The 26,370-nt window shown below is 64.7% G+C and carries 27 protein-coding genes; 2 read left to right on the top strand and 25 right to left on the bottom strand.

What is annotated here, in order from left to right:
- Positions 1–201: 201 nt before the first annotated feature.
- The 10 genes from D8M36_RS05555 to rplS form a co-directional block, all read right to left on the bottom strand.
- Complete coding sequence (locus D8M36_RS05555) at positions 202–1,518, bottom strand: MFS transporter (protein ID WP_126847350.1); 1,317 nt, start codon at positions 1,516–1,518, stop codon at positions 202–204.
- A gap of 61 nt (positions 1,519–1,579) precedes the next feature.
- Positions 1,580–2,062, bottom strand: a complete 483-nt coding sequence (locus D8M36_RS05550; protein ID WP_126847348.1) for a MarR family winged helix-turn-helix transcriptional regulator — start codon at positions 2,060–2,062, stop codon at positions 1,580–1,582.
- Between the two features lie 72 nt (positions 2,063–2,134).
- Entirely contained in the window at positions 2,135–3,472 is a 1,338-nt protein-coding gene (locus D8M36_RS05545; RefSeq protein ID WP_126847346.1) for a DNA-processing protein DprA, read from the bottom strand.
- Positions 3,469–5,016, bottom strand: a complete 1,548-nt coding sequence (locus tag D8M36_RS05540; RefSeq protein WP_126847344.1) for a YifB family Mg chelatase-like AAA ATPase — start codon at positions 5,014–5,016, stop codon at positions 3,469–3,471. The genes D8M36_RS05545 and D8M36_RS05540 overlap by 4 nt, the downstream gene beginning before the upstream one ends.
- Entirely contained in the window at positions 5,013–5,411 is a 399-nt protein-coding gene (locus D8M36_RS05535) for a YraN family protein (protein ID WP_126847343.1), read from the bottom strand. The genes D8M36_RS05540 and D8M36_RS05535 overlap by 4 nt, the downstream gene beginning before the upstream one ends.
- A 104-nt stretch (positions 5,412–5,515) precedes the next feature.
- Entirely contained in the window at positions 5,516–5,815 is a 300-nt protein-coding gene (locus tag D8M36_RS05530; RefSeq protein WP_065248257.1) for a DUF2469 family protein, read from the bottom strand.
- 69 nt (positions 5,816–5,884) lie between these two features.
- Complete coding sequence (locus tag D8M36_RS05525; RefSeq protein WP_223845762.1) at positions 5,885–6,658, bottom strand: ribonuclease HII; 774 nt, start codon at positions 6,656–6,658, stop codon at positions 5,885–5,887.
- A gap of 5 nt (positions 6,659–6,663) precedes the next feature.
- Positions 6,664–7,518, bottom strand: a complete 855-nt coding sequence (gene lepB, locus D8M36_RS05520; RefSeq protein ID WP_126847341.1) for a signal peptidase I — start codon at positions 7,516–7,518, stop codon at positions 6,664–6,666.
- 10 nt (positions 7,519–7,528) lie between these two features.
- The gene (gene lepB, locus D8M36_RS05515) at positions 7,529–8,056 is read right to left on the bottom strand and encodes a signal peptidase I (protein ID WP_342342900.1); all 528 of its coding nucleotides are present in this window, start codon (positions 8,054–8,056) and stop codon (positions 7,529–7,531) included.
- A gap of 50 nt (positions 8,057–8,106) precedes the next feature.
- Complete coding sequence (gene rplS / locus D8M36_RS05510; protein WP_065248260.1) at positions 8,107–8,457, bottom strand: 50S ribosomal protein L19; 351 nt, start codon at positions 8,455–8,457, stop codon at positions 8,107–8,109.
- A gap of 282 nt (positions 8,458–8,739) precedes the next feature.
- On the opposite strand from rplS, the gene D8M36_RS05505 reads away from it, so the two are divergent.
- Entirely contained in the window at positions 8,740–9,366 is a 627-nt protein-coding gene (locus D8M36_RS05505) for a hypothetical protein (RefSeq protein ID WP_065248261.1), read from the top strand.
- Here the strand turns inward: D8M36_RS05505 and trmD are convergent.
- The 12 genes from trmD to D8M36_RS05445 all read right to left on the bottom strand — a co-directional run bounded on the left by trmD (position 9,363) and on the right by D8M36_RS05445 (position 19,326).
- Positions 9,363–10,121: a tRNA (guanosine(37)-N1)-methyltransferase TrmD gene (gene trmD / locus D8M36_RS05500; protein WP_126847339.1), complete on the bottom strand. Its 759-nt coding sequence runs from the start codon at positions 10,119–10,121 to the stop codon at positions 9,363–9,365. The genes D8M36_RS05505 and trmD overlap by 4 nt on opposite strands.
- Positions 10,122–10,127: 6 nt before the next feature.
- On the bottom strand, positions 10,128–10,694 hold the full coding sequence (rimM, locus tag D8M36_RS05495; protein WP_274542643.1) for a ribosome maturation factor RimM: 567 nt from the start codon (positions 10,692–10,694) through the stop codon (positions 10,128–10,130).
- On the bottom strand, positions 10,687–11,601 hold the full coding sequence (locus tag D8M36_RS05490; RefSeq protein WP_074298121.1) for a hypothetical protein: 915 nt from the start codon (positions 11,599–11,601) through the stop codon (positions 10,687–10,689). Before D8M36_RS05490 ends, rimM begins: the two co-directional genes overlap by 8 nt.
- Positions 11,602–11,688: 87 nt before the next feature.
- Positions 11,689–11,931: an RNA-binding protein gene (locus D8M36_RS05485; RefSeq protein ID WP_074298123.1), complete on the bottom strand. Its 243-nt coding sequence runs from the start codon at positions 11,929–11,931 to the stop codon at positions 11,689–11,691.
- Between the two features lie 2 nt (positions 11,932–11,933).
- Positions 11,934–12,434, bottom strand: coding sequence for a 30S ribosomal protein S16 (gene rpsP, locus D8M36_RS05480; protein WP_065248266.1), 501 nt, complete (start codon positions 12,432–12,434; stop codon positions 11,934–11,936).
- Positions 12,435–12,655: 221 nt separating this feature from the next.
- The gene (locus D8M36_RS05475; RefSeq protein ID WP_126847333.1) at positions 12,656–13,291 is read right to left on the bottom strand and encodes a hypothetical protein; all 636 of its coding nucleotides are present in this window, start codon (positions 13,289–13,291) and stop codon (positions 12,656–12,658) included.
- A 5-nt stretch (positions 13,292–13,296) separates the two neighbouring features.
- Entirely contained in the window at positions 13,297–14,886 is a 1,590-nt protein-coding gene (ffh, locus tag D8M36_RS05470; protein WP_065248268.1) for a signal recognition particle protein, read from the bottom strand.
- A gap of 138 nt (positions 14,887–15,024) precedes the next feature.
- Positions 15,025–16,587, bottom strand: coding sequence for a signal recognition particle-docking protein FtsY (gene ftsY, locus D8M36_RS05465; protein ID WP_126847331.1), 1,563 nt, complete (start codon positions 16,585–16,587; stop codon positions 15,025–15,027).
- Between the two features lie 120 nt (positions 16,588–16,707).
- Positions 16,708–16,998, bottom strand: a complete 291-nt coding sequence (locus D8M36_RS05460; RefSeq protein WP_126847329.1) for a hypothetical protein — start codon at positions 16,996–16,998, stop codon at positions 16,708–16,710.
- A gap of 117 nt (positions 16,999–17,115) precedes the next feature.
- Positions 17,116–17,544 (bottom strand): nucleoside-diphosphate kinase, encoded by a 429-nt coding sequence (ndk, locus tag D8M36_RS05455; RefSeq protein ID WP_065248271.1) that lies wholly within the window; start codon positions 17,542–17,544, stop codon positions 17,116–17,118.
- Positions 17,545–17,554: 10 nt separating this feature from the next.
- Positions 17,555–17,953 carry a DUF4233 domain-containing protein gene (locus D8M36_RS05450; protein WP_082738765.1) on the bottom strand — a complete coding sequence of 133 codons (399 nt, stop codon included), beginning with the start codon at positions 17,951–17,953 and terminating at the stop codon, positions 17,555–17,557.
- Between the two features lie 5 nt (positions 17,954–17,958).
- Complete coding sequence (locus tag D8M36_RS05445) at positions 17,959–19,326, bottom strand: bifunctional folylpolyglutamate synthase/dihydrofolate synthase (RefSeq protein ID WP_126847327.1); 1,368 nt, start codon at positions 19,324–19,326, stop codon at positions 17,959–17,961.
- A gap of 253 nt (positions 19,327–19,579) precedes the next feature.
- On the opposite strand from D8M36_RS05445, the gene D8M36_RS05440 reads away from it, so the two are divergent.
- Positions 19,580–21,157 (top strand): WXG100 family type VII secretion target, encoded by a 1,578-nt coding sequence (locus D8M36_RS05440; RefSeq protein ID WP_126847325.1) that lies wholly within the window; start codon positions 19,580–19,582, stop codon positions 21,155–21,157.
- Here D8M36_RS05440 and ileS read toward each other — a convergent pair.
- The 3 genes from ileS to D8M36_RS05425 all read right to left on the bottom strand — a co-directional run bounded on the left by ileS (position 21,154) and on the right by D8M36_RS05425 (position 26,370).
- A complete protein-coding gene (ileS, locus tag D8M36_RS05435) occupies positions 21,154–24,453 on the bottom strand; it encodes an isoleucine--tRNA ligase (protein ID WP_126847323.1) in 3,300 nt (1,099 codons plus the stop codon). The genes D8M36_RS05440 and ileS overlap by 4 nt on opposite strands.
- Before the next feature lie 262 nt (positions 24,454–24,715).
- Entirely contained in the window at positions 24,716–24,940 is a 225-nt protein-coding gene (locus D8M36_RS05430) for a hypothetical protein (protein WP_126847322.1), read from the bottom strand.
- Positions 24,937–26,370 (bottom strand): PspC domain-containing protein, encoded by a 1,434-nt coding sequence (locus D8M36_RS05425; RefSeq protein ID WP_126847320.1) that lies wholly within the window; start codon positions 26,368–26,370, stop codon positions 24,937–24,939. Before D8M36_RS05425 ends, D8M36_RS05430 begins: the two co-directional genes overlap by 4 nt.

Raw genomic sequence — 26,370 nt, 5'->3', positions numbered from 1 at the left:
TACTGCTACTTTTCGCCGTCAATGCCGCCGATCACCTTGGCTTCGGACGCGCATGGACGAAACTGGTGGAGGAAAAGAGCATTCTGCGCTGAGGCGCTCGCGTTCATGACGAAACACCTCCGCTATGGACTCGCAAGGAGCCGGGGGCAGAGGTGTTTCGTCGCGAGGGGGCAGGTCCAGATTAAGGCACGAGTGAGCGCCTTAAACCTCGTCGCCAGCAGTGATGGCCGAGGCCTCTTCTTGCTGAGTGGTGTGTGGCGTTGTCACTCGCGTGAGGAGCTTGTGGCCGCTCACGAGGATCACAATCGACATGAGGATCGCCACTGCCGCGAACCAGTAGGGGCCGCCGGCACCGAGCGCATCCGCAATCGAACCCGAAACCGCCGGGGCGATCGCACCACCGAGGAAGCGCACGCCCGAGTAGGTTGAGCTTGCAATGCTTCGCGGGAGATCGGTGGCTTCCATGACCGCCTCGGTGAGGGCGGTGTTGAGAATACCGAGGAACAGGCCCGCCACAACGACGGCAGTGACGAGAAGGGGAAGGCGATCCGCGCCGAGCGCCATGGTCACGAGGCACGCCGCGAGAAGCGCGAGAGTCGCCGTCAACACCGGGATGAGCCCGAAGCGCCTCGTGAGGCGCGGAGCAGCGAGAACCGAGGTGAGTGCGAGGGCAAGGCCCCACCCGAAGAACACAAGCCCGAGCTCATGCGCGCCAAACTCAATTCCGGCCGAATGCGCCGCAGCCTCGAGAGGGTAGGGCGAGTACGCAAGAAGCGTGAAGAAGCCGAAGTTGTAGCACAGCGCGGCGGCGCTCAGAAGCAAGAGCGGTGGGCGACTCAGCGCCGCAAAGCCCGCGCCGAGCGAGGCCTTGGTGGGCTGGGCGGCGGGCTTCGGCAAAAGGACGATGATGGCGATCAGGCCGATCGCCATGAGTGCGGCTGTGCCGAAAAATGGCATGCGCCACGAGATCGACCCAAGGGCACCACCGGCGAGCGGCCCCACGGCCATCCCCACACCGAGCGCGGCCTCGTACAGGATGATCGCTTGGCCCGATCCACCCGAAGCGGCACCCACGATCGCCGCGAGTGCGGTTGAAATGAACAGGGCGTTACCGAGCCCCCATCCAGCGCGGAATCCGATGATCGCGTCAACGCTTCCCGCTGTTCCCGCGAGTGCCGCGAACAGCACGATGAGGAGGAGGCCCGTGATCAGGGTGCGTTTCACCCCAAGCCTGCTCGAGATGAACCCGCTGAAGAACATCGCAATCGAGGTGACAATCAGGTAGCTCGTGAAGAGCAGCATCGTTTGCGAGGGGCTCGCGTGGAGCTCGCGGCTAATCGCCGGAAGGATCGGATCCACAAGGCCGATCCCCATAAAGGAAACCATGCAGGCGAAGGCGATCGCCCACACGGCCACGGGCTGATGCAGGATCGAGGGCGCCTTCTCGGGCTTCGGCGCTTGCGGCGCGTGAGCACCTTGGTCGTGTACGCGAGCGTGCTCGGGGGCAGCAACGGACATTCGAATAAAACTCCAATCTGACGATTTTCGGGCGCGTGGATGCGCACGGGGAGAATGGTGATTAGCGGTCGCGGCGAACGAGAATCTCGGCGAGGTCACCAAGAAGCACCGCCGCGCGTTCAAGGGTGCGGAGATCTTCCGCTTCGAGCGCGTCGAGCGCGGGGCGTACGGATTCGGCCGAGGCAGCGCGAGAGCGCTCAAGTTCGGCCATGCCCGCGTTCGTGAGTGCGATGACGCTTGCACGAGCATCGCTCGCGTCCGAGCGCCGTTCGACGAGGTCATCGGCCGCCAGGCGATTGACAATCCCCGTCATCGTCGGTTGCGAAACCGACTCGCGTGCGGCGAGTTCGCCCACGCGAAGAGGACCTCCATGCCGAAGGTTTGCGAGAACGCGCACCGAAATGAGCGAACGGTTTCCTCCTGCGCTACGCCCTGCGGCACGGCTGAAGCGAAGCCCGTTCGCCACGAGGGTATTCGCCAGTTCGTCGAGCGAATCATCGCTCGCAGCGCCGGCTTCACGCCCGTCGAAATCCCCTTTTTGCATAGCCTCACTATATAGGCAGCCTAAGTATCTTCTCAACGTCGCTTACGTAAGAAAGGTCGCACCGCCGCCGGTCTAGGCGCTCTTCACATCCAAGCGGCGCACGCTGTGACCCGAGTTCTCCGCGAGCCCAAGCAGTTCGAGGCGTGCGAGACTCGCGCGGACCTGCTCGCGATCAAGCGCGCACTGCGTAGCAAGCTCCCGCACCCCAATTGAGGAAAACCGCGGGATTCCATCAAAAACGAGGCGATCGAGGGGCCCGAGAAGCTCGACATCAAGCGGCAGCGCGCCGCTAGCATCGGCGGGGTTTTCGGCTCCGACGGATCCCGCGACCCCGGATGCTCCGGAAATCATGAGTTCGATGTCCTCGACCCGTGAGAGCAGCTGTGCCCCTCGTTCGGCAATGAGGCGATGACACCCGCTGCTTTCGGCCGAAGTCACGGGCCCAGGGACGGCACCTACGGGAAGCGAGAGAGCATCGGCGTGCGCTGCGGTAGAAAGCGCACCCGAGCGCCACGCCGCCTCGACCACGACCGTGGCCTCACTTGCCGCCGCAATGAGGCGATTACGCGAAAGAAAGCGCCACCTGGTAGGCCGCGCTCCAATGGGGGCTTCGGAAAAGAGCCCTCCCTCACCCCGAACTCGCGTAAGGAGTGCGGCGTTTGCCCGCGGGTAGTATTCGTCGAGCCCACCCGCGAGGAAAGCGGCGGTGCCGCCACCTCCTTCGTGCACGCTTCGGGCAGCGAGGGCGCCCGAGTGCGCCGCTGCATCGATCCCGAGCGCGCCGCCGGAAACCACGCGTACTCCGTGCTCCGCGAGTGCCGCTGCGAAATCGTAGGCGACGCTCGTCCCGTATCGAGTCGCGCCGCGCGACCCCACGAGCGCCACAGCCTTCCGCTCCTCCAACCCGCCACGGCTTCCCGCGTGCCACAGCGCAAAGGGGGCGTTAATTCCAAGCTTAGTAAGCCCAGAGACCCAGCCAACCTCACCTGGGCGCACGAGCGAGATGCCGCTTTCCCTTGACCGTTCGAGGACATTTCGTGCTTCTCCCGCACGTTCGGACCACGCTGCCTTCGCGCGCTCGGCAGCCTGGCGCGCGTTGCGGATCCTCATTGATTCGTGAGCGGCCGTCACGTGGAGCCTCTCGGCCTCCGGATCGGCTGCCGCCTCCTCTAGTACATTGGCGATTTCGCGTATCGTCCCCTCGAGTGCGAGGCTCAGGGCTTCCACCGGACCTCGCGCAAGCCACAAATATCGAGCGGCCGCATCGGTGGATTCGGCGAGGGCGCTCCACACCGCTCTTGCACGACGATCGGCTTCAGCCTCCGCACCATCCGCGGGAACTGCGCTCGGCTGCCAAAAATACCCCGGTGATGCCCCTACACGATGCTCTCCCACGTGCCCAGCGCTCATGCGGCATCCTCCCCTCGAAGCTCGAGGGCCGAAGCAACATGCGCGCTCGTGGGCCGAGGAGCACCGGCAAGGTCGGCGAGAGTCCACGCGACTCGCCGCACGCGATCGCGGCCCCTCATCGTGAGACGCCCTCGTTCAACGGCGCGCACCAAGATTGCCTCATCGCTCTGCTCAAGCGGCATCTCTTGGTCGAGAAAACGGCCACTCAGCTGGGCATTCACGACGTAACCGCTGCCGTCGAGGCGCCGATTTTGCGCCTCTCGGGCCGCGCATACTCTCTCGCGGATGTCGGCACTCGATTCCTCGCGCGATGCGCCGCTGAGCGTGCGTACGGGTGCAAGCCTGAGGCGAAGGTCGAGGCGATCAACAATTGGGCCCGAGAGCCTCGCCATGTAGCGGCGGCGCTGCATGGACGTGCAGCGGCATCGGTCGCCGCGCGCATCGGCGTTTCCACACGGGCAGGGGTTCGCCGCAAGCACCAACTGAAACGCGGCTGGGTAGGTGGCGACTCCACGCGTGCGATGAAGAGACACCTCTCCCGTTTCAAGCACTTCCCGGAGCGACTCGAGAACTTTCGGCGCAAATTCGGGCGCTTCGTCGAGGAACAGCACTCCCCCGTGGGCGCGCGAGACCGCCCCGGGGCTTGCGAGATTACTGCCGCCGCCAATGATGGAGGCGACGCTTGACGTGTGATGCGGCGCGATGAACGGCGCCTCGCGCACGAGGCCGCGTGTGGCATCGAAGTCTCCCGCGATCGAGGAAAGCGCGCTTAATTCGAGGGCGCGTTGGGCCTCGAGCGGAGGAAGGATGCTGGGCAGACGTGAGGCGATCATGCTTTTGCCCGCACCGGGCGGCCCGAGTAGGAGCATGTGATGCCCGCCTGCCGCGGCAACCTCTGCCGCCTCGCGCCCGCGCTTTTGCCCCTTGACATCGAGGAAGTCGAGGCGTTCTCGCTCGATGTCCGGATCCTCACCCTCATCCCTCTCCTCGCGTTCCGGCACGTCAAAGAGCGCGCGCCGCGACCATTCGGCTTTACCGCCGAAGCCCACGATGACCTCCCCTAGGTGCCGCGCCGATCGAACCTCAATACCGGGCACGAGCCGCGCTTCTTCAGCATTGGCCGCGGCCACGACGACGCGCCGCACCCCACTCTTTTCCGCCGCGAGCACGGCGGGCAAAATCCCCGGAACCGGCCGGAGGCTGCCGTCCAGGGCAAGCTCGGCGACGAACAATGTGCTCTCGAGGTTGCCCGGCGGGAGAACACCCTTCGCGGCGAGGGTCGCGACGGCTATCGGCAGGTCGAATCCCGAGCCGCTCTTTTTCATCCACGCCGGCGAGAGATTCACGGTGACCTTCTTCTCCCCCACGGCGTGGCCGGCATTGGCACACGCGCTCTTGACGCGCTCGCGCGCCTGGAGGGTCGAGGAATCGGGAAGTCCCACGATCACAAATGCGGGAAGCCCCCGACTAATTTCGCATTCGACCTCGACAATGCGCCCTTCAAGTCCCCACAGGCTCATGCCCAGTACACGCGCGACGCTCATGCTCCGACCGCCTTGAGATGTGTGACCTCGACGAACCCTCCGGGCATCACGAACACACCGAAAGCATCGAGTCGCACCTGGGAATGCCGGGGGCTTCGCTCGAGGAAGTAGGCGCCGATCATCGTGCGAAGCTTGCGCACTTTGCGCGCATCGACCGCGCCCACGGCAGAGCCCATCACGAGGCTTCGCCGCGTTTTGACTTCGACAAACACGAGGGTGTCACCCTCTCGGGCGACGATATCGATTTCGCCGTGGCGCGTGCGAAAGTTCCGTTCGAGAATTTCGTAGCCCGAACGCGCGAGGATATCGGCGGCGATGTCCTCGCCGAGGTTGCCGAGTTTCTTGGTGGGGAGCTTATCGGCACCGCGGGTGTCGACTCCTGTCGTGATCGTCATGCCTCACACGATGCCGAATACCCGCGTCAGTGTCAGGGGCCACCTTGCGACTTGTGGACGGACGAGCGCTGTGGGGCGCGAGCCACCCCTTTGCGGTCGACTTCTTAGATGTCGAACGCGGGCTTTTCGAGCTCTTCAACGTTGACGTCTTTAAACGTCAGTACACGAACGGTGCGCACGAATCGCGAAGTGCGGTGCACATCCCACACCCATGCATCGGCGAGGTTCAGTTCGTAAAATACCTCGCCGCCCGCGTGCTGAACGTGCACGTCGACCTGGTTCGCGAGATAAAGCCGGCGCTCGGTCTCGACGCGGTAGGCGTAGGTTCCCACGACATCGCGGTATTCGCGATAGAGCTGGAGCTCCATGTCGGCCTCGTAGGCGTCGAGATCATGCACGTTCATGTTGCTCTCTCCCTCACGTCGAAGGTCGTGTACTCATGCGGAAGCGCGCGGCTTCCACGAGTCTCAAGATTACAGCGGCAGGTCGAGTACTTGCTGCTCGGCGGGCACGAGGTTCCAGCTCGAGCGATGCTCGGCGTGGAGGCCAAGCCGCACGATCGCCTCGCGGTGAGCCTTCGAACCATAACCTTTATTACCCGCCCAGCCGTACCCGGGTGCTTCAGCATCAAGCGCGGCCATGTGCCGATCCCGCGCGACCTTCGCGAGGATGCTCGCGGCTGCAACGGCGGCGCACGTTTGGTCGGCCTTAATCACGACGTCCAGCGGGCAGCTGAGCGGCGCCGCGAGTCCGCGCGTCACGTAGTCAACGTTCCCGTCGAGAATGACGCCGGCAAGCGGCACATCGAGTACCTCGCGTACGGCCTCGAGCGCCCGATTCGCCGCGAGCGTGAGAGCCCTGGAAATACCGTGCTCATCAATTTCCCGGGCGCGCGCGGTTCCGACGGCGGCTGGGCAGCTCACACTGCCGCACGGGCAAGTCGGGCCGAGCGGAAGGGGAATTGAGCGCCCCTCTCCCACGAGAGCGGCAAAGGCCGCCTCACGCCTTTTTGGGCTGAGGAGCTTTGAGTCTTTGAGTCCGGGCGGAAGCTCGGCAGGCGTCGGAACCGCGCCTTGAGCTCGTTCGCACCGAAGGGCGAAGGCCCCCACCGCAACCGGGCCGGCGAGCGCACCGCGCCCAACCTCGTCAAGACCGATGACCGCGCACGAAGCGGCATCGGGGTGCGCATCAAAGAAGGCTTGCGCACGTTGCAGTTCGCGCTCGGGGGTCGCAGTGGGGCTCGGCATAGGCATCACGCGGCGAGCGCGTGGTGCGTGAGGCTGTTCGTTCGCCCCGTTCTGACGCTTGCCGAGCTCTCGGCGCTGTTCACTTTCTCGAAAACCTTCTCGCCCTCCTTGAGCGTGCTCCATCGATCGAACGGGAGGAACAGCAGAACCGCCTTGCCCGTGACCTTTGATTCATCGACGAAGGGGTCTTCGCCACGCGCGTAGTGTTCGGAAGAGTCGGCGCTATTGAAACGGTTATCGCCCATGACCCACAGCTTTCCCTGGGGAACCGTGACGTCGAAAGACACCTGGCAGGCACCATTGCCGGGAACAATGTACGTTTCGTTGAGCTCGATGCCGTTGACCGTCATCGAGCCGCCGCGCTCCTTACACACGATGCGGTCGCCGCCCGTGCCGATCAAGCGTTTGACGAGGTGATTCTCGGTGGGGTCGGGGGCGAGGCCCACGTAGCTGAGGGCCTTCGACACCTGCTGGCCGGTTGTGAGAGGCCTATCGGAGTTGCCGCCCACCCAATGACCCGGATCTTGGAAAACGATGACGTCGCCTCGGTGAAGATCGAGAACTCCCGGGTGGAGCTTGGAGACGAGGATCTTGTCGTCCTCCATGAGGGTTGGGTGCATCGAAGCCGAAGGAATGAAGAACGGCTGCACGAGGAAGGTTTTAATGAGCACGGCCACGACGAGTGCCACGACGATCGTGATGGTCCAGTCGAGCACGGTCGCGAGAGCCCCGCCCCTTCTCTCACGCGCGTTTCCGGCAGCCCGATGCGTGGGCACCTCGACGGCATCGACGGCGCGGGAGGCAGTCGATGGTTCTCCCTGCTCGGGAGCCGCGGCGGCGAAGTTATCGTGCTCAGACATCTGTTCCAGTCTAGTGGGAGATCTCTCGCGCAACGGTGAGGGGCCACACGACACGCGTCACGTGCCCCCGCGTGCGCTCCACTGGCACCATTCCTCCGCCGGGATCGCCAAGGTGGTTGCGCGAATCGGAGGAGTCGTTGCGAGAATCACCAAGGAGAAACATTCGCCCCTCGGGCACGGCAACATCGAAGTCAATCGCGCTTGCACGCGAGAGGGAAGCCGGGAGGTAGGGCTCGTCGAGGGGGTGGCCGTTGACCTCGAGTTGGCCGTCATCGGTGCAGCAGCGTACGCGGTCGCCACCCACGCCGATCACGCGCTTCACCCAGTAGCGGGAAGAACCGCCGAAATACCCCTCACCGTCAAACACCACAACGCTTCCGCGCGTAGCGGTGCCTCGCGTCGTACGGTCCACGAGGATGTACTCCCCCGACTCGAGCGTGGGAGCCATCGAACCGCTCGGCACGTGGTAGGTCTCGGCAACGAAATGCCGCACCCCAAACACGGCGAGAAACACCACGCATAAAGCCGCGGCGATCACCCACACGAGGGGCGATCGCCGCGGCTGAGATTGGGACGGCAAAGCGCGAATCAGGAGTGCTCGCGCTTCTCGCGGATACGAGCCTTCTTGCCGGTGAGGCCGCGCAGGTAGTAAAGCTTTGCACGGCGAACGTCACCGCGGGACACAACCTCGATTTTGTCGATCGTCGGGGCGTGAACCGGGAACACGCGCTCGACACCAACGCCGAACGACACCTTGCGAACGCGGAAGGTTTCCTTGATGCCGCCACCCTTGCGGGCGATCACGTAGCCCTGGAACACCTGGATACGCGAACGGTTACCTTCGACAACCTTCACGTGCACCTTGACGTTGTCGCCAGCACGGAAATCGGGAACGTCGCTCTTGAGGTGAGCCGCATCGAGTTCATCGAACTTCTGCATGAGTTTTCTCCTGCCTCCCGCCCCGGGTCGGACGGCGAATGGTTTACCCCCTGGCGGCGGAACAAGCCCGCCGAGGTCGTCTGTGAATCATTCAAAGTGTGCCGGGCCTCTGGCCGCCATTCCGGTGGCGACGGATCTGCCCTGTTGCCTCGTGCCGCAACCCCCCGAGGCAGGTGACGGCGCAACACGCACGGTCATCCATTCTGCCACTGCTCTAAGCAGCACGCAATAAGATATGCCGCGACAAAGGATGCGAGCTTGATCGCACGAAAGGAGCCTCACGTGAGCGAGAAAGACAACCGCGATGCCGACCAGCGTCGAGGATCGCGCCGAGCCACCGCGAGCGAAGGCCTCACGCGCGCGGAGGCCCGAAAATTCGTCGAACACTCCACCAAGGAGCACGTCTCAAACCTCGTCTCGTTCGTGCTTGTACTGCTCGCACCCGCAGCGCTTTTCTGGACCCTCGCCCTCCTCCCATGGACCGCGGAGGATCCCGCACTCGCGACAATCGTGGGACTCGCCGTCGCGCTCATCCTTGTGATCGCGGGACTCGTGGTGCACTTCGTGGTGCCGCGAAAGCGCCACGGGGTGCTCGAGGCGGTCGAGGAAGGACACGTCGAGCCGACACCCGAATCGGCAAAGGTGGCGAAAGCTCACCGCGAGAAGGCCAAGCCTCTCAACGCCGTTCTCCTGGGGGTCGGCTTCCTCGCTGTGCTCGCGTCCCTTGCCTGCGCGGTCCACGCTTTCATGACGAGCGGCTTCTGGCCGCGCATTTTCCTCGACATCGGCTGCGCATTCGGCCTCGCAGCAGTCGCCTTCGCGGCCTTCTACTGGCCGTTCACCACGCGCCGCCTCGCCCGTCACCTCGGCGCGGCACAACACCCGAGCGAAGAGCACGAAGAAGGCTAACGAGAGCCCGCCTCCCCGGGGAGTGCACGGCCCTCGAGAAGATCCGGCCGCCGCTCGGCCGTGCGTTCGAGGGACCGCTCACGCCGCCACTCGTCAATGCGCGCGTGGTGGCCACTCAAGAGCACCTCGGGCACGTCACGCTGCACCTCGTCGGGCGAAGTCCAGCTCGCGGGCTTCGTATAAAGCGGGTACTCGAGCAGCCCGCTCGTGTGAGATTCCTCGATGATCGATTCCGGGTTGCCGAGCACGCCCGGCACGAGCCGCACGATCGCTTCGGTCATCGCGAGTACCGCGACCTCACCACCGTTGAGCACGTAGTCTCCAAGTGAGCTGAGCGCGACCCGCACCCCCTGATCACCAAGGTATTCGTACACGCGCTCGTCGATGCCTTCGTAGCGACCGCACGCGAAGATGAGCCACGGCTCCTCACTGCGTTGCTCGGCGGCGCGCTGCGTAAACGGTTCACCCGCGGGATTAGGGAAAATCACGAGCGGTGACGTGAGGGCGCCGTCGGACTCCCTCTCCGCCGAGCCGAGCACATCCGCAAACGCTTCCGCCCACGGCTCGGGCTTCATCACCATGCCGGCGCCTCCGCCCACGGGAGTGTCATCAACCGTGTGGTGGCGATCATGGGTGTAGTCGCGCAGGTTATGCAGGCGCAGATCCACGAGCCCATCCTTGCGGGCCTTGCCGATGAGGGAGAGTTCGAGCGGAGCAAGGTACTCGGGGAAGATCGTGATGACGTCGATGCGCACGAAGCCCTAGCCTTCCGCCCCGTCGCGCTCACTCAGCGCGTTTTCGGGGTCAAAGAGCCCTCCGGGCGGGTCGGCCAGCACAAAACCGTTGTCGATGTCGACCTCGGGCACGAGTTCCTCAACAAACGGAAGCATGATGCGGCGCCCGTCGCCCCCGCGGACGAGCAGAACGTCCTGCGCGGGATAGTGGTCGAGACCGATCACGGTGCCGAGTACCCGACCGTCTTCCGTGCGCACCTCGAGGCCTTTGAGCTCCTCGGGATACCAGGCATCGGGGTCCTCTTCGAACTCTTCTTCGCGGTCGAGCTCAAGCGTGAGATCGGCGCCGCGGAGGCTCTCAGCAACGGTGCGGTTGGGAATTTCCGCGAATTTGGCGTACCAGCGTCCCTGCTGAGTGCGGGTTGAGGTGAGGGTGAGCCGTGCGGGCACCCCCTCAGGGCCATCCACGTCAAACTCGGCGCCCCTCACGAGACGCTCCTCGGGGATATCCGTGCGCACCATGAGCGACACCTCGCCCTTGAGACCGTGTGCCTTGCCGATCGTGCCCACGACTACCGTGACATTCCTATTCACCGGCGAGCTCACCTCCCTCGGTGCCTTCACCCGTCTCGCCCGGATCCTCCGCGGGAAGGTCCACGGCGCCCTCGTAGCCCGCAGCCTCGCAGGCGGCACCGAAGCCATCAAGCTTCTTGCGCGAACCGCTCGAATCACGGTCGCCGTCAAGCACGGAGCGGAACGGCTCTTGCACCTCGATCAGGGCGTTCTTCACGCCCTCGTCATCAACGTTGTCAATCTCGTTTTGGAGGAGATCGTTGAGGTTCCGCACCTTGGGAAGGTCAGATTCCGGAACGTGCTTCCCGTAAAAACCCACGGCCTTGAAGGAGTTCGAGGTGAACACGTTGCCGTTGCGGTACTCGGTGAACAGTTGCGGCTTCGTCGCGAGCTCAGCGCACACGAGCTTTGCGGGTTTCTTCCCCTTCTCCCCGCCGCCGCTCGCCCAGGTTGCGTGAACGGACATCGGCGCGCACGCCGAGGCAAGCCCCTCGAGCGCTCCCTTGAAGGCGTCGGTATCAGCGTCCTTCCCCTTCGCGGATTCCGTTTCGATCCAGTCGGCGACCGCGTCTGCGGCCCCCTTCACGTCTTCGGTGGATTCCTCGAACGTACCGCGCAGCTCTTCGGCGGCACTCTGGAACAGGTACTCGTTCGTGCCGCCGATCTCGAGCGCGCTCGCCCCCATGGCGATCGCCTGGAAATACTCGGGTGAGACGTAGTCGGGGTCGCCGAAGAACTGCGTGCACGCATACTCGGTCGCGGGATCGGTCTTCGGCTTTTTGGCCCCGACCTTCGTGACTTTCACGGTGCTGCCATCGGCGGGCTCGCCACCCTTCTGACCAATGGCATCGCACCCGGCTGCACCGAGCACAAGAAGGGCTGCCGCGCCGAAGGCGGCAAACGGGCGAAGAATTCGGGAGAGCGTCATGGGGTCCTCACTCACGGGTCTCATAAGAAAAGGCGGCAGCCGCGCCACACTGTAGCGTTGCTGCCGCCTCAAGGTGCATTGTCACCGTTAGCGCTTGTCGGTGTCCACGATGTCCACGCGAATGTCGTCGTCGGACAGTGCCGTGGTCACGGTGCGCAGCGCGCGGGCGGTGCGGCCCGAACGCCCGATCACGCGCCCGAGGTCATCGGGGTGAACGCGCACTTCGAGAAGTGGCCCACGGCGGGTCGACTTCTCCTTGACGCGCACGTCATCGGGGTTGTCGACGATCCCGCACACGAGGTGCGCGAGAGCTTCGGCGCGAGCACTCATGCTCAGGCCTCTTCGGTGGTCTCTTCGGAAGTCTCGGCTTCGGTGCCCTCAGCCGACTCCTCGGAGGACTCGGCGTTCTCGGCAGCCTCGGCGGCTTCCTTCTCAGCGGCAGCTTCGGCCTCGGCCTTTTCCTTGGCGGCCTTGACCTCTTCGCGCTTCTCGGCGGCGGCCTTATCGGCGGCAGCGATGCGCTCCTCGGCGCTGAGCTTGGCTTCCTTGGTCTTGAGGGTGCCTTCGGTGCCCTCTTCGCCCTTGAACTTCGCCCATTCGCCAGTGACCTTGAGGATCGCGGCGACCTGGTTGCTCGTCTGAGCACCAACGCCGAGCCAGTACTGCGCGCGCTCCGAGTCGATCTCCATGAACGAGGGCTGCTCGTTCGGGTTGTACTTGCCGATCTCTTCGATCACGGCGCCGTCGCGCTTCTTGCGCGAGTCGACAACAACGATGCGGTAAACCGGTGCATGGACCTTGCCCATGCGCTTAAGACGAATTTTGACGGCCACGAGGCTGTCTCTCCTTCTGCATAAGAATGGGTGAGATTCGCGCTGCCCGTGGGGTCAACATAAGCTGCGCGTTTCTCGGCTGGACGCGCCCGGCCGGGTAGAGGGCTCCGGAGCGGGCACATACAAGCGTCAATTATGCCTGAAACCGCCCCCTCGGCGAAAGGCCGTTGGGTGTGCCTCCGGGCACAGTTATGGGCCCGACGGTGGCCGCGCCCCGCTCGTTACTCGCCTGAAAGCGGCGCGGAGCAATAGTCAGAGATACTGAGGGCAAAGAACCGATCGACGGCGAACGCGGGATACCCCTCGCCGTCGGCCCCCGCACCGGTCTCCCAATCGCCGAGCCTCACGAGGTTCAGTCTCGCGCGAAAGTCTCGCAATTTGCGGTGCGTCTCGTGCGTGTCACCGGCCTTCGCGATCGCGCGAAACTCGGCGAGTGCTTCTTCCACACTCGCGCGCTCATAGAGCTTCACGCTTCCACCCACGGCACCGGCCTGCGCCGCCTCCCACGTGAGCGGTCGGTGTGCGCCAAGGAAGTCCTCCACACCGATCACGAGGGCGTTCTGCTCGCTTAGCGGATCGGCGCGCAGTTCACGCACGATCGCTTCGAGCGCTTCGTCAACCGCCGCGACCTGGTAGCCCTCGCGCATAAACCCCACGCGCGGAAACGTTTGCCCTTCGATGCTCTCGGCAAGAGCCAGCGAGCGCGCAACATCCCCCTCGGTGAGCACGAGTTCTTCATCGAGCGTGTCGAGGAAGCGATCGACATCCTCGATGCAGTAGCGCGCACCGCGCTTCGAGGTAGGGAATCGAAGCCCCGATGTGAGGGCGGGAAGACTGCCGGTCGTGACGGTGGACATGTGCGCTACTTTCCGAGCATCTTTCGCAGTTCGGGCGGGAGCTGGTTCATATCAAGGTTCGACAGATCCGAGGCGGCGTCGGCCCCCTGCCCCGTGCCACCGAAGGCACCGCCGCCGAACGCCGCACCCTTTTTCTGTGCTTGCTGCTCGGCCCAGGCTTTTTCTTCGGCTGCGCGCTTCGCAGGGTTGCCCGAGCGGGATTTCTTCTTGTTTTTCTTCGGTGACTGCATGCGCCCGCGGGACTTCTTGCCAAAGCCCATGCCCGGGGCGCCCATCGCTCCGCCGCCGGCCATGCCTCGGCCCACCGAGCCCATCATCTTCTGCATTTGCTTGAACTGATCGAGGAGCCGGTTCACTTCGGTCACGGTCGTGCCGGAGCCCTTCGCGATGCGTGCACGGCGAGAACCGTTGATTTCCTTGGGGTTCGCGCGCTCGAACGGGGTCATCGACTGCACCATGGCTTCGATACGCGTGATCATCGAATCGTCGAACTGATCGATGGCCTGCTTGTACTGGCGCATATTCGGCATCATGCCGAGCATCTTCTTCATCGAGCCCATAGATTTGATCTGCTGGAGCATCGACATGAAGTCGTTGAGGTTGAATTCTTCGCCCTGCGCAAGCTTCGAGGCGACCTTCTCGGCCTCCTCGCGATCCATGCGCTTTTCGGCCTGCTCGATGAGGGTGAGCACATCGCCCATGTCGAGAATACGGCTCGCCATGCGGTCCGGATGGAAGCGCTCGAAATCGCCGAGGGCCTCGCCGGTCGAGGCAAAGAGGATGGGGCGGTCGGTGATGCCCGTGACGGAGAGAGCCGCGCCACCTCGCGCATCGCCATCGAGCTTCGACAGCACGACGCCGGTGAAGCCTACGCCGTCGCGGAAGGCCTCGGCGACGCGCGCCGCGTCCTGACCGATCATCGCGTCGACCACGAAGAGAATGTTGTGAGGCTCCACAGCGTCGCGGATGTCGCGCGCCTGCTGCATCATTTCTTCATCGACACCGAGGCGGCCCGCGGTATCGACGATGACGACGTCGTACTGCTCTCGTGCCGCGGTCGCCACGCCATCGAGGGCAACGACGACGGGATCGCCCACGCCGTTGCCGGGCTCGGGAGCGAAGACCTTGACGCCCGCACGCTCACCGACGATCTGGAGCTGGTTGACGGCGTTCGGACGCTGGAGGTCGGAGGCGACGAGGAGCGGCGTGTGCCCCTCCTCTTTGAGGTGTTTCGCGAGCTTTCCTGCGAGGGTCGTTTTACCGGCGCCCTGGAGGCCCGCGAGCATGATGACGGTCGGCGGGTTCTTCGCAAACTGGAGCTGGCCGGTCGCGCCACCGAGAATCTCCACGAGTTCGGCGTGGACGATCTTCACGACCTGTTGAGCGGGGTTCAGGGCCTTCGACACTTCTGCGCCGAGGGCGCGCTCACGCACGCGCGACGCAAACTGCCGCACGACGGGAACGGCAACGTCCGCATCGAGCAGTGCGCGGCGAATCTCGCGCACGGTCTTGTCGATATCAGCCTCGGTAAGGCGGCCCTGGCCACGCAGGCCCTTGAGGGTTTTACTGATGCGATCGGAGAGATTGTCAAACACGAAAAATTAGCCTCGGGAAAAATTGGGGCGGCGAGCAAGGTGACGGCGCGCACCCGTGGGGGCGCACCTCGCGAGCCGGAGCGCACCCATTGTAACGGGGCGGGCGCCCTCCGGCTCGCGTGAAAGAGGTGAGGGTAACTACTCGAGAAGGGCGTCCACGAACCCGTAGGGATCGAACGGCGTGAGGTCATCCATGCCTTCGCCGAGACCCACGAGTTTCACGGGCACGCCGAGCTCACGCTGGACGTTGACGACGATGCCGCCCTTCGCGGTGCCGTCAAGCTTCGTGAGCGCGATACCCGTGACATTCACGGCCTCCGCAAACACGCGCGCTTGCTGCATGCCGTTTTGACCGGTCGTCGCATCGAGAACGAGGATGACCTCCTGGATCTCGGCACCCTTGAGGGCCTTCGACGCGACACGGCGGATCTTGCCGAGCTCGTCCATGAGGCCCTTCTTGTTCTGGAGGCGGCCGGCGGTATCGATCACCACGACGTCCACCCCCTGCTCGATTCCCGCTTGAACGGCGTCGAAGGCGACGGAGGCCGGGTCGGCATTCTCGCGCTCGCTTCGCACGGTCGTCACGCCCACGCGTTCGCCCCACGTTTGGAGCTGATCGGCAGCCGCGGCGCGGAAGGTATCGGCCGCGCCGAAGAGCACCGTGCGCCCCTCAGCGATGAGCACGCGACCAAACTTGCCGGTCGTCGTGGTTTTTCCGGTGCCATTGACGCCCACCATCATGACGACGCTCGGCACCATCGAGCCATCGGGCGCTTCGATCGCGCTCGCCGCGAGACGACGGTCGAGATCGGGGTTCACGAGCTTCACGAGCTCCTCGCGAAGCACCTCGCGGACCGCATCGGGATCCTTTGTGTTGAGCACTTGCACACGCTCACGAAGCGCGTCCATGAGTTCATCTGTGGCGTCCGGGCCGAGATCAGCCATGAGGAGGGTCTCCTCGATCTCGTCCCACGTATCCATGTCGATCTCACCGCTCGTGAGCAGCGCGAGGATGCCGCGGCCAATCGCGCCGGAGCGCTGGAGGCGCTCGCGAAGGCGCACCATGCGATCGGCGGTCGGCTCGGGCGTTTCAACGGCGGCCTGGGGCTCGGTCCCGGGCGCGGGCTCCTCGGATGGCGCGGAAGGCGCGACGGGCTCGGCGGGCGCAGCACTCTCGGCTGGGACCGGCTCGGCTGGCTGCGCGGGCTCGGCTGGTGCGACCGACTCAGCTTGTGCGGCGGGGGCGGCGGAGTCGACCTTTTCGGCGGGCTCCACGACTGCCGGCTCAGCGGCCGGCTCTCGTACACCAGACTCGGATGGCTCGGCTGGTGCGACCGATTCAGCGCGCGCGGTGGTTGCTGGCTCATGCGTGTCTGACGCCTGCGGAGCCGCCTCGTGCGAGCCTTCGGGCGCGGTGGGAGCCTTGGAAGCGTCGGAAGTCTCCCCTTCCTCGCCCTCCTTTTCGCGAGCCGGCTTTTTGGCGGGCGCCGAAAGCGTGTCTCCCCACGTGGGGGCCGCCGGGCGCTCGGGCCTCGAAGGCTTTTTCTCCTCGCCCTTCGCACCCTTCTCAGGGGCGTCCTTCGGGGCGTCCTTGTCAGTGTCGGTTCCCGACGGCCGCGTGAGCGCCCACAGTCCCGCAGCGATGACGGCGATCCCGCCGCCGCTCGCGGCGAGGGTCAAGATCAGTTCGTTTAAGTCCATCGGCCCTCCTTAAACACCCGCGCACGAGGAAGCGCGCGGCAAAAGATTTCCTCGCCATTGTACGGAAACGACCCGCGCGGGGCGCGGGTCGAGAAACGTGGGGAGAGGCGAGCGGGGGCCTCAGGACGCGAGACGAAGCGGCTCTCGCTCAGCTTCACCCTCGCCCTCGTGCACATTTGCCCGGCTCTCGCGCGATTCGGTAGCGGCGCGCTTTTCACCTTCACGAAGGGGCCAGGCTTGCACGGGAACACTCGCCCGCATCGATGCCGAGGGGGTGCGGCTCACGGCTTTCGAGGAACCCTTCTTGCGCGAGGGAGCATTGCCGGTGTTCTTCTGCGCCATCACGACGACCGCGATAAGACCCGCGGCGAGCGCGACGGCCACGAGCATAAAGAGGATGACAGGTCCCATGCCCAATATTTTGCCTCATCTTTACTCGAAAAATCGCCAATTTGGCCCGCGAGTCCCAAAGCTGCGTGTGTTTTTCGCGATATAGACGCCCGAGCGTCGCTTCGCGTTAACCGCGATTCACGCGGCGAGCGAAGGGAACCAGATGCCGATTTCCCGAGCGGCAGATTCGGGTGAATCAGAGCCGTGGATGAGGTTCTCAATCACGGGCTTATCCCATGCACGACCGAGGTCACCGCGAATCGTGCCAGGGGCCGCCTGCGTCGGCTGCGTTGCCCCCATGAGCGAGCGCATCCCCGCGATGCATTCATCGCCTGCGACGACGAGTGCGACGAGCGGACCCGAGCTCATGAACTCGAGCATGGGAGGAAAAAACGGCTTGCCTTCGTGCTCAGCGTAGTGCGCCGTGAGTTCCTCGTGGCTCGCGGTGCGTTGATCGAGCGCAAGGATGGTGTACCCCTTTTGCTCGATGCGACGAATGATTTCGCCGCGCAACTGACGCTTCACAGCGTCAGGCTTGAGAAGGATGAGCGTGCGTTCTTGTGTCATGCCTCTCACCTTAGCGTGCGGCGGCATCATCTCCCAGGACACGGCGATCGATCGCGTCCTTCTCGCGGTCGAGCTGGCGTCCCTTGACCACACCGAGCCAGTAGAGCACCGCGAAGAATGCGCCGACGACGTACATGGCGGGCACGAAGAGTCCAAAAAGAATGAGCGGCGCTTGGAGCGCGAGGCCGAACCAGTAGGGCCAGGCCTGGCCCTTCGAGAGCAAGCGCGCCGCGAGAATGAATACGACGAGCAGAACGAGAGCAAGAATCCAACTCACGAGACGTGTGTCAGGCGCGAGGCCGTGTGCGACGAGACCACCGAAAAGCGCCACGAAGGCTTCGCAGGCAAGGATCGTCGCGCACAGCATGCGCTGCGCGCCCGACTTGCGGGTGGAGGGGGTGATGTCCACGTTCCTCACTCCCCTACCCGGCCAAGAAGCTGGCGTACTTCAGCGGCGAGCGTGATCGAGCCTGTGGCCACGATGCCCGAGAAATCATCCCCGCCCTGTTCAGCAGCGTCCACCGCTGCCTGGATCGCATCGGGCAGGCTCGCGCATTCGATCACGCGCTCCTCATCTCCGAAAATATCTCGTGCTTCCATCGCCAGCAGATCCGTGGGGATCGCACGCGGCGAAGTGCTCTCGGTGATCACGACGATGTCGAAGAGTGGTTCGAGGATCGCGAGGATTTCGCTCGCGTCTTTCTCCTTGAGGATGCCCACGATGCCCACGGTGCGCGTGAACCGGAAGCTCTCGCGTACGGTTTCAACGAGCACTTCGGCACCTGCGGGGTTGTGCGCGGCGTCAACGAGGATCGTGGGTGCCTGGCGCACGACTTCGGCGCGGCCCGGGGAGGTCACGCGCTCGAGTCCCGCGCGCACGAGTTCACCATCGAGCGGGGCATCGCCGCCGGTGAGAATCGCTTCCGCCGCGGCGACCGCGAGAAGAGCGTTGTGGGCCTGATGAGCGCCGAGAAGCGGAACGAAGATCTCTTCGTAGCGCGCGGCGATGGACTGCACGGCGATCATCTGCCCGCCGACTGCGGGGACGCGATCAATGACGCCAATCTGCTCCCCCTCGATTGCGGCGGTCACGCCGAGTTCAGCGCAACGGTTTTTAAGGACGTCGAGCGCGCCGGGGAACGGCTGAGCCGCGATGATCGCGAGTGCACCCTCTTTAAGGATCCCGGCCTTCTCCCCCGCGATTTCCTCGATCGTGTCGCCGAGGTAATCCTGGTGGTCGAGGGCAATGGGGGTGATCACGGTGGCATCGGGGTCGATGACGTTGGTCGCGTCCCACCGGCCACCGAGTCCGACTTCCACGATGGCAACATCCACGGGAGCGCTCGCGAACGCTTGGAACTGCATCGCCGTGAGGTATTCGAACATGCTGATTCGCACGCCCGTTGCGGCATACTCGCGATCAACTGCTTCGGCGAATGGGAGCACGTCCTCGTAGGCCTGCACGAATCCTTCTTCGCTTATGGGTTCGCCATCGAGCGCGATGCGCTCCGTGGGGGTGTGCATGTGGGGGCTCGTGAGGCGGCCCGTGCGAAGCCCCGCCTCGATGAGGAGGGCCTCGGCGATGCGTGCCGTAGAGGTTTTACCGTTCGTGCCGGCGATGTGGAGCGTGCGGTAGGCGCGCTCGGGGTGCCCCATGAGTTCGAGGAGACGTTCGATGCGGGTAAGACTCGGTTCGATCTCGTTTTCGGGGGCGCGCGATTGAAGATCCGCCCACACCTTCGTGAATGCCTCACTGTGCTCGATGCCGCTGGGCCGTGCCATGGACTGCTTCACTCTGCCTTTCGCGCCGGTGGTCCGTGGCCTTCAGTGTAGTGGCGTACGCCCTCGGCGCGGGCGTGGGCGGCGTGCGCAAGGCCCGGCTCGTGCTCCACACCTCACGGTGATCCCCGAGGAGGCTGATCGTGGGGCTTCACTTTCCGACGCTTGCCTACGCTCAAGAGCAGGGCACGGCACCGGCTGTTGCCGCGTTTCGGGGAATGCACGAAGGGGAAACGGCGTGGGGAATTTTTTGGGAATGGACACCGCGCAGGTGCGCGGAGCAGCTCACGCGCTCGATGAGCTCGCGGGGCGCCTGAACACCGAGGCAGGCCACGTGAAAGAGGAAGCGGGCGCGGTCCCGTGGGAAGGCGCCGATGCGGAAGCCTTTCGCGCGCGCATGGCAGGCGTCTTTGCTCCGCAGGTCCACGCGGTGATCTCCCAGCTCTTTTCCCTCGCCCACACACTTGAGAGCAGCGCCCTCGAGCAAGATTTGGCGTCCAGCCAGGGCGGTGCCGTGGTCAGCGGCGCCGGAGCATCTCCCCTCGCTCTTGCGGGAGCTGCGCAGGCAAACATGTTCGGTCTTGGCATTCTTGCCGCCCAGGGCGCTCGCGCGCGCGATCTTCTCGGCCTCACGTCGCGTCGCGTACGAGGAATCGGCACAGAGAACACCCACACGTTCAACCCCACCGTTGGCCTGACTGCACTTGCCGCTATGAAGTATTTGAGCAGCACAGGGAAAACCTGGTTCCTCAACCCTCACTTCGAGGTGACCCCCACGACGCGGCCGAGCACGCTCGTGGGCATCTCCGCCTACCGAGATTCGCACCCACCGCGCGAGCTCGCGGACCTCCTCGAATTCACCGAGGAGGCACGCCACGCACGCGGCGCGGGTGAAAATCGCGAGAACTACCGCGTGCAGCACTTTCGCACCGCCGCGGGAGAAGAAACCTATGTCCTGTACATGCCTCCCACCCAAATCGCCATGGAGAAAGAAAAGGCGTGGGATGGAACCGCGGGCAACTCGCGCGATTGGGCGTCAAACCTGGGGATCATGGCGGGCATGGACGTCACGACGATGAAGAACGCGCGCGCCGCGCTCGAAGCCGCGGGCGTTCCCAAGGGCGCGAACCTCATGCTCGTCGGCCACTCGCAGGGAGGTCTCGCGGCGGCATCGCTCGCGTCGCGATCCGACTTTAACGGCCAAGACGGCTACAACGTCACGAACGTCATCACGTACGGCTCCCCGGTCGACGCCTTCACGCCCGCACAGTCGAACACCAAGGTCTTCGCTATCGCGCACAAGCAGGGGCTGCGAACATACGCGGAAAGCATCCTTGGTGGCCCCTCGCGCTCTGGCATCTCCTTTACGGTCGACCCCGTTCCGCTCCTCGATCTCGGTGGACTAGGCCGCCCACATTCACCGCAGGTCACCAACATTGACCTCACCCCCGCGACGGACCACGACGCGGGTCTCAACACCGGAGTCTCCTTTTTCCAACCGGGGCAAGCACCGGTGGACGTGAAGTTGCCGGGCTACGATCTGGGCGCCGCTCACGACTCGATGGAGCGCCTCCCCGACGGCTCGATCAACCCGCATTACGGTTATTACCCCACTGTTCTCGCGCAGCAAGGATTGAACCCCGAGCTGCTCGAGGTGAAAGAAGACCTCGACGGTCTCTATATGGGCGAAGGCCTCACTCTGATTGACGACACGAACGTGCAGTTCGTGCGCACCCCCGAAAACGCCAGCGCAGATGGCGCCACGCACGATGACGGGGGCACCGATCGCTCGATGCCCCCGTCACCGGAGGAGTTTCTCGACAGGTGGCGTTAGGCGCGCTTCACCTGCACGGTGACGCTCGCCCCCGTGACCTTTTCCTCGGTCGTGAAATCCGCACCCGCGAGCGCACTCTCGCCATAGGCAACGCTCGTCGCGAGAACCTCGTGGGCAACGAGGGTCTCGAACGCGCGCACGGCCTCGAGAACACTCTCGGATCCCGCAACGCCGAGCGCAATGCGGTCCGAAACCTCGAAGCCCGCTTCGCGGCGCGCCGACTGCACAACGCGCACGACGTCGCGCGCAAGGCCTTCGGCCTCGAGCTCGGGGCTCACGCGCGTGTCGAGAACGATGAAGTCGCCACCGCGCAAAACCCCGATCGAACGGCCTTCCGCCTCCGAGCTCTCGCCCGCAACAAGGTCGAGCGTGTACTCGCCCTCGACAAGGTCGAGACCGCCCGAGGTCACGGTGCCGTCTTCGGCGACGCTCCAGTCGCCGCTCTTCGCGCCCTTGATCGCGCGCTGCACATCCTTGCCAAGGCGTGGGCCGGCGGCACGCGCATTCACGCTCAAGCGCTGCTCGACGCCCATCTTTCCGGCTTCTTCACTCGCCACATCGAGCAGGCGCACGGCCTTGACGTTGAGCTCATCGCGCACGATGTCGACAAAAGGCTCGAGGCGTGCGGCATCGGCGGCAACGACGGTGAGCTCCGCGAGCGGAAGGCGGGCACGCAGCCCCTCCTTCTTGCGCAGCGCGTTGCCCTGCGATGCCACTCGCCGCACGGTCTCCATTTCCTCAACGAGGGAATCGTCCACGGGGAACAGAGAGGCATCGGGCCAATCGGTGAGGTGCACACTGCGCTCACCCGTGAGCTCGCGATAGATTTCCTCGGTCACGAGCGGGAGAAGCGGCGCCGCCACCTGCACGAGAGTCTCGAGGCACGTGCGCAGCGTGTCGATCGCCGCTCCATCGCCCTCCCAAAAACGCTCGCGCGAACGGCGCACATACCAGTTTGTGAGGGCATCGAGGTACTGCGCAATCGCCTCGCCGGCATCGGCAACCCTCAGCTCGTCGAGGCAGGTCTGCACCTCACGCACAAGCTGACCCGTGCGGGCAAGGAGGTAGCGGTCCATGACGTCATCGGAGTCGTAGCGCACCTTGGCCTCGTAGCCGGTGGGGCGGCCGTCGGCATCCTTCTCCCCCGCCGCATTGGCGTACAGGGCGAGGAAGTACCACGTGTTCCACAGCGGAAGAACCGCGGTGCGCACGGCGTCGCGGATGTTGCTCTCCGCGACAATGAGGTTGCCGCCGCGGAGGATCGGGGAGGTCATGAGGAACCAGCGCATCGCGTCGGCACCGTAGGCCTCATACATCTCGCGCACGTCCGGGTAGTTCCTGAGCGACTTCGACATCTTGTTGCCGTCGTCGCCAAGCACGATGCCGTGGCAAATCACGTTCTTGAACGCCGGGCGGTCAAACAGCGCGGTCGAAAGCACGTGCATGACGTAGAACCAGCCGCGGGTCTGGCCGATGTATTCGACGATGAAGTCCGCCGGATTGTGCGAATCGAACCATTCCTGGTTCTCGAACGGATAGTGGACCTGCGCAAACGGCATCGAACCCGAGTCGAACCACACGTCGAAGATGTCTTCGATGCGGCGCATGGTCGACCTGCCCGTCGGATCATCGGGGTTCGGGCGCGTGAGGTCGTCGATGTACGGGCGGTGGAGGTTGACCTCACCATTCTCGTCGCGGGGAAGCTCACCAAAGGCTTCCTCAATCTCGGCGAGCGAACCGTACACCTCGATGCGCGGGTAGTTCGGATCGTCGCTCTTCCACACGGGGATCGGCGTACCCCAGTAGCGGTTACGGGAGATCGCCCAGTCGCGTGCGCCCTCGAGCCACTTGCCGAACTGTCCGTTCTTGACGTTGCCGGGAACCCAGTTAATCTCCTGGTTCAGCTCGAGCATGCGCTCGCGCTGATCGGCAACCTTCACAAACCACGAACCCACGGCCTTGTAGATGAGGGGGTTGCGGCAGCGCCAGCAGTGCGGGTAGCTGTGCACGTAGCTCTTCTCCTGGAAGAGCCGGCCATCGCTTTGGAGGAGGCGAATGAGGGGGCGGTTCGCCTCGAACACCTGCAGGCCCACGATCGAATCGAGTGCGGTGCCGCGGAAGGTCTCGAGGAACTTCGCGCCCTCGTCAACACTCACCACGACCGGGATGCCGTATTCAGCGTTGATCTTCTGGTCGTCCTCACCGTAGGCGGTCGCCTGGTGCACAACGCCCGTACCATCGCTCGTTGACACGTAGTCGGCGACGGTGATGATCCACGCGTTCTCAAGGCCCCACTTTTCGCGGTCTTTCGCGTACACGTCCCACAGTGGCGTGTACTCGACGTATTCGAGTTCGGCGCCCTGGTAGGTGCGCTCGCCAAGAGCCGCGAGAACGTCATCCGCGCTGTCGTAGCCGAGCTCCTTTGCGAAGGCGCCAGCGAGGTCCTTCGCGAGCAGATAGGTCGCACCGCCAGCGGGGGTGCCGTCGGCACTGCCGTTCGGGCCAGCCGGAACCGTCACGTACTCCACTTCCGGCCCCACCGCGAGCGAAAAGTTCGTGGGGAGGGTCCACGGGGTCGTCGTCCACGCGAGCGCTGTCACGCCCTCGAGGCCAAGCTCGGCAGCCTTCTGGCCCGCGAGCGGGAACGTCACGACGACCGAGGCGTCCTGGCGGTCCTTGTACACGTCGTCGTCCATGCGCAATTCGTGGCTGCTGAGCGGGGTCTGGTCGACCCAGCAGTACGGGAGAACCTTGTAGCCCTCGTACGCACGGTCCTTGTCGTAAAGCTGCTTGAACGCCCACAGAACGGACTCCATGAACGTCACGTCGAGCGTCTTATAGTCATTCTCGAAATCGACCCAGCGCGCCTGGCGCGTCACGTAGTCGATCCATTCGTTTGCGTAGGTGAGAACCGAGCCGCGCGCCGCGTTGTTGAACGCCTTGACGCCCATGTCCTCGATTTCGCGCTTCTCGGTGAGGCCGAGCTCTTCCATCGCCGCGAGTTCGGCGGGAAGGCCGTGCGTGTCCCAGCCGAAACGACGCTCCACGAGGTTGCCACGCATGGTGCGGTAGCGCGGCACAACGTCCTTCGCGTAGCCGGTGAGAAGGTGGCCGTAGTGCGGAAGGCCGTTCGCGAAAGGCGGGCCGTCATAAAACACGAATTCCTCGGCGCCTTCGCGGCGGCGAATGGACTCGGCGAACGTGTCGTCTTCCTTCCAGAAGGCGAGCACCTCTTCCTCGAGCTTCGGAAGGTTCGGCGAACTCGTGAGGCTCTTACCGTTCTTGGGGTATGCCATGCGCGCTCCTCGGCGTTGTGCGTGGCCCGGGGCCACGACCTGCTGTTTGGTCTTCGGGCCCGAGGGCGCACGGAGCGCGGTACCACCTCGGTTAGCGCGCGGCTCGCGGAGCTTCGCCGTGCGCTCACTTATTCCTCAGCTGTCACGGGCTGGTCCCGGCGGGTTCTACTTGGCGGCGTGGAGCGTGTTCATTCCGACGCTTGCTGTTCTTCCCGCGGCTTCCCGGTGATGGCCGGATCGACGCCGTTTGAGATCAAAAGTATCACGAGGTGGGAGCGTCAGGCTCGCTTTCGTGATCGCCGTCGCTCCCCGAGGGCCGCGGCCTGTCGAAGGAGCTGAGCAGCATGCACACGCACAGGATCACGATGATCCCCGCGGCGGTGACCCACGAGGGTATCGCCCCGCCGAGAATGAGCACGAGGGCAAGAAAGGCGGTCATCGCGACGAGGAAAATCCCGAGGGCGAATGTCGTGGAATCTCGTTTCATCGGTCCGCTCCTTCGCGCACGTAGGTGACATCACCGAAGATCGTGCGGCCGTCGATCTGGATCGTCACGTGCGAGGGATCCCACCTGCTGTAGCCCTTCGCTTCGGAGTTTGTGGTGGTGCCGAGGGTCGACGCGAGGGTCGAGTTCACGCGCCAATCCTCTTCGGGCAAAATCACTTCGATGTTGCCAACGGGTCGATTGCACATGATCGTGAGCGAGAGGTCCACGAGCAACGGATCCGGCTCGCCATTTGCCACCGCCCATGTGCCGCGTGCCTCTTCATCCGTTGGCGGCTCGCCGAGTTCGCTCAGGTCAATGACGACGGGGCGCGACCATTCGCGGATCCCGCCGGGCGTGCATTCGAGATAGGAGCCCGGCTGGAATTCATCGACGCTCATGTAGATCGGGGTGTTGCCTCGCGAATCGGTGAGGCGCACCCACGCCACCGACACGGAAAAGACGAAGAGGGAGGCGAGGCCGAAGGCAAGGATTTGCCGGCTTCGTTTGCCTCGCGCTCCCGCGATGATAAGCACCGTTCCCGAGGCGAGCGCGATCGCCGCGGCGCCCACGCCTACGCGCGGGATGACCTCGAGCGGGCCGTTTGGGTTGAGCGCCGGGAAAAGGCCCGGAAGGTAGCTCACGAGCGAGAATACGGCGACCCCGAGGAAAATGAAGACGGCAAAGAGCCACAAAACGGTGCGGCCGCGCAACCGTGGCGCAGCGTGGGCACCATGCGCTCCCGGGCCGAACAGGTCGCCCTCCACTCCCCACGCGCCGGGGGCTTCACGTCGAAGTCGCGCAAGGGTGCGCAGTGCTTGGCGCTGATCAATGATGCCGGCTTGCTCAGCGAGGCGCATGAACAGGTAGGTCGTGCGCGCTCGGCTGGCGCGCCACCCGCCCCACACGACGATCACGCCGAGCACGAGGCTGATGGGAACGAGGAAGGCGAGGACGATCGGAGCGTAGGCGACGTACGCCCACCCGATCGCGACGCCTAGCGCGAGTGCGGGGAGCGCGAGGAGCGCCACGATGAGATCTCCCGGCTGGGGACGGCGGCGAATGATCGCGCGAGCGGGAGTGTCGTACCGGGCTTCTTCTACGCTCGTGCGAATATCGGCGCCGCCTCGCGCACGCGTGCGTTCCGGGCGCGGAAGCGCGAGGTAGAACACGAGGTAGACGAACAGGCCCGGGCCAAGGAGTACGAGCGCAAGAGTCCACACGCGCACGAGCCGCACGGGAAGCCCGTACGCGTGGGCAAGCGCTGTGCACACGCCCGCGGCGAGACCTTCGCCTGGGCGTCGCGCAAGCCCGTAGCGAAGCGCGAACGTCGTTGCATCGGATGCTGCTTGCGCGGTCGCGAGCGCCTTGATCGTGCGGTCGGGGCGCTCAGCCTCGCGAGGTGGCTCGCGGTGCGCCGAGGGGGATGTCAT

The organism is Dermabacter sp. HSID17554 (assembly GCF_003989295.1).
Classification (GTDB): domain Bacteria; phylum Actinomycetota; class Actinomycetes; order Actinomycetales; family Dermabacteraceae; genus Dermabacter; species Dermabacter vaginalis.
This window is presented reverse-complemented; position numbering and strand designations above follow the sequence as displayed.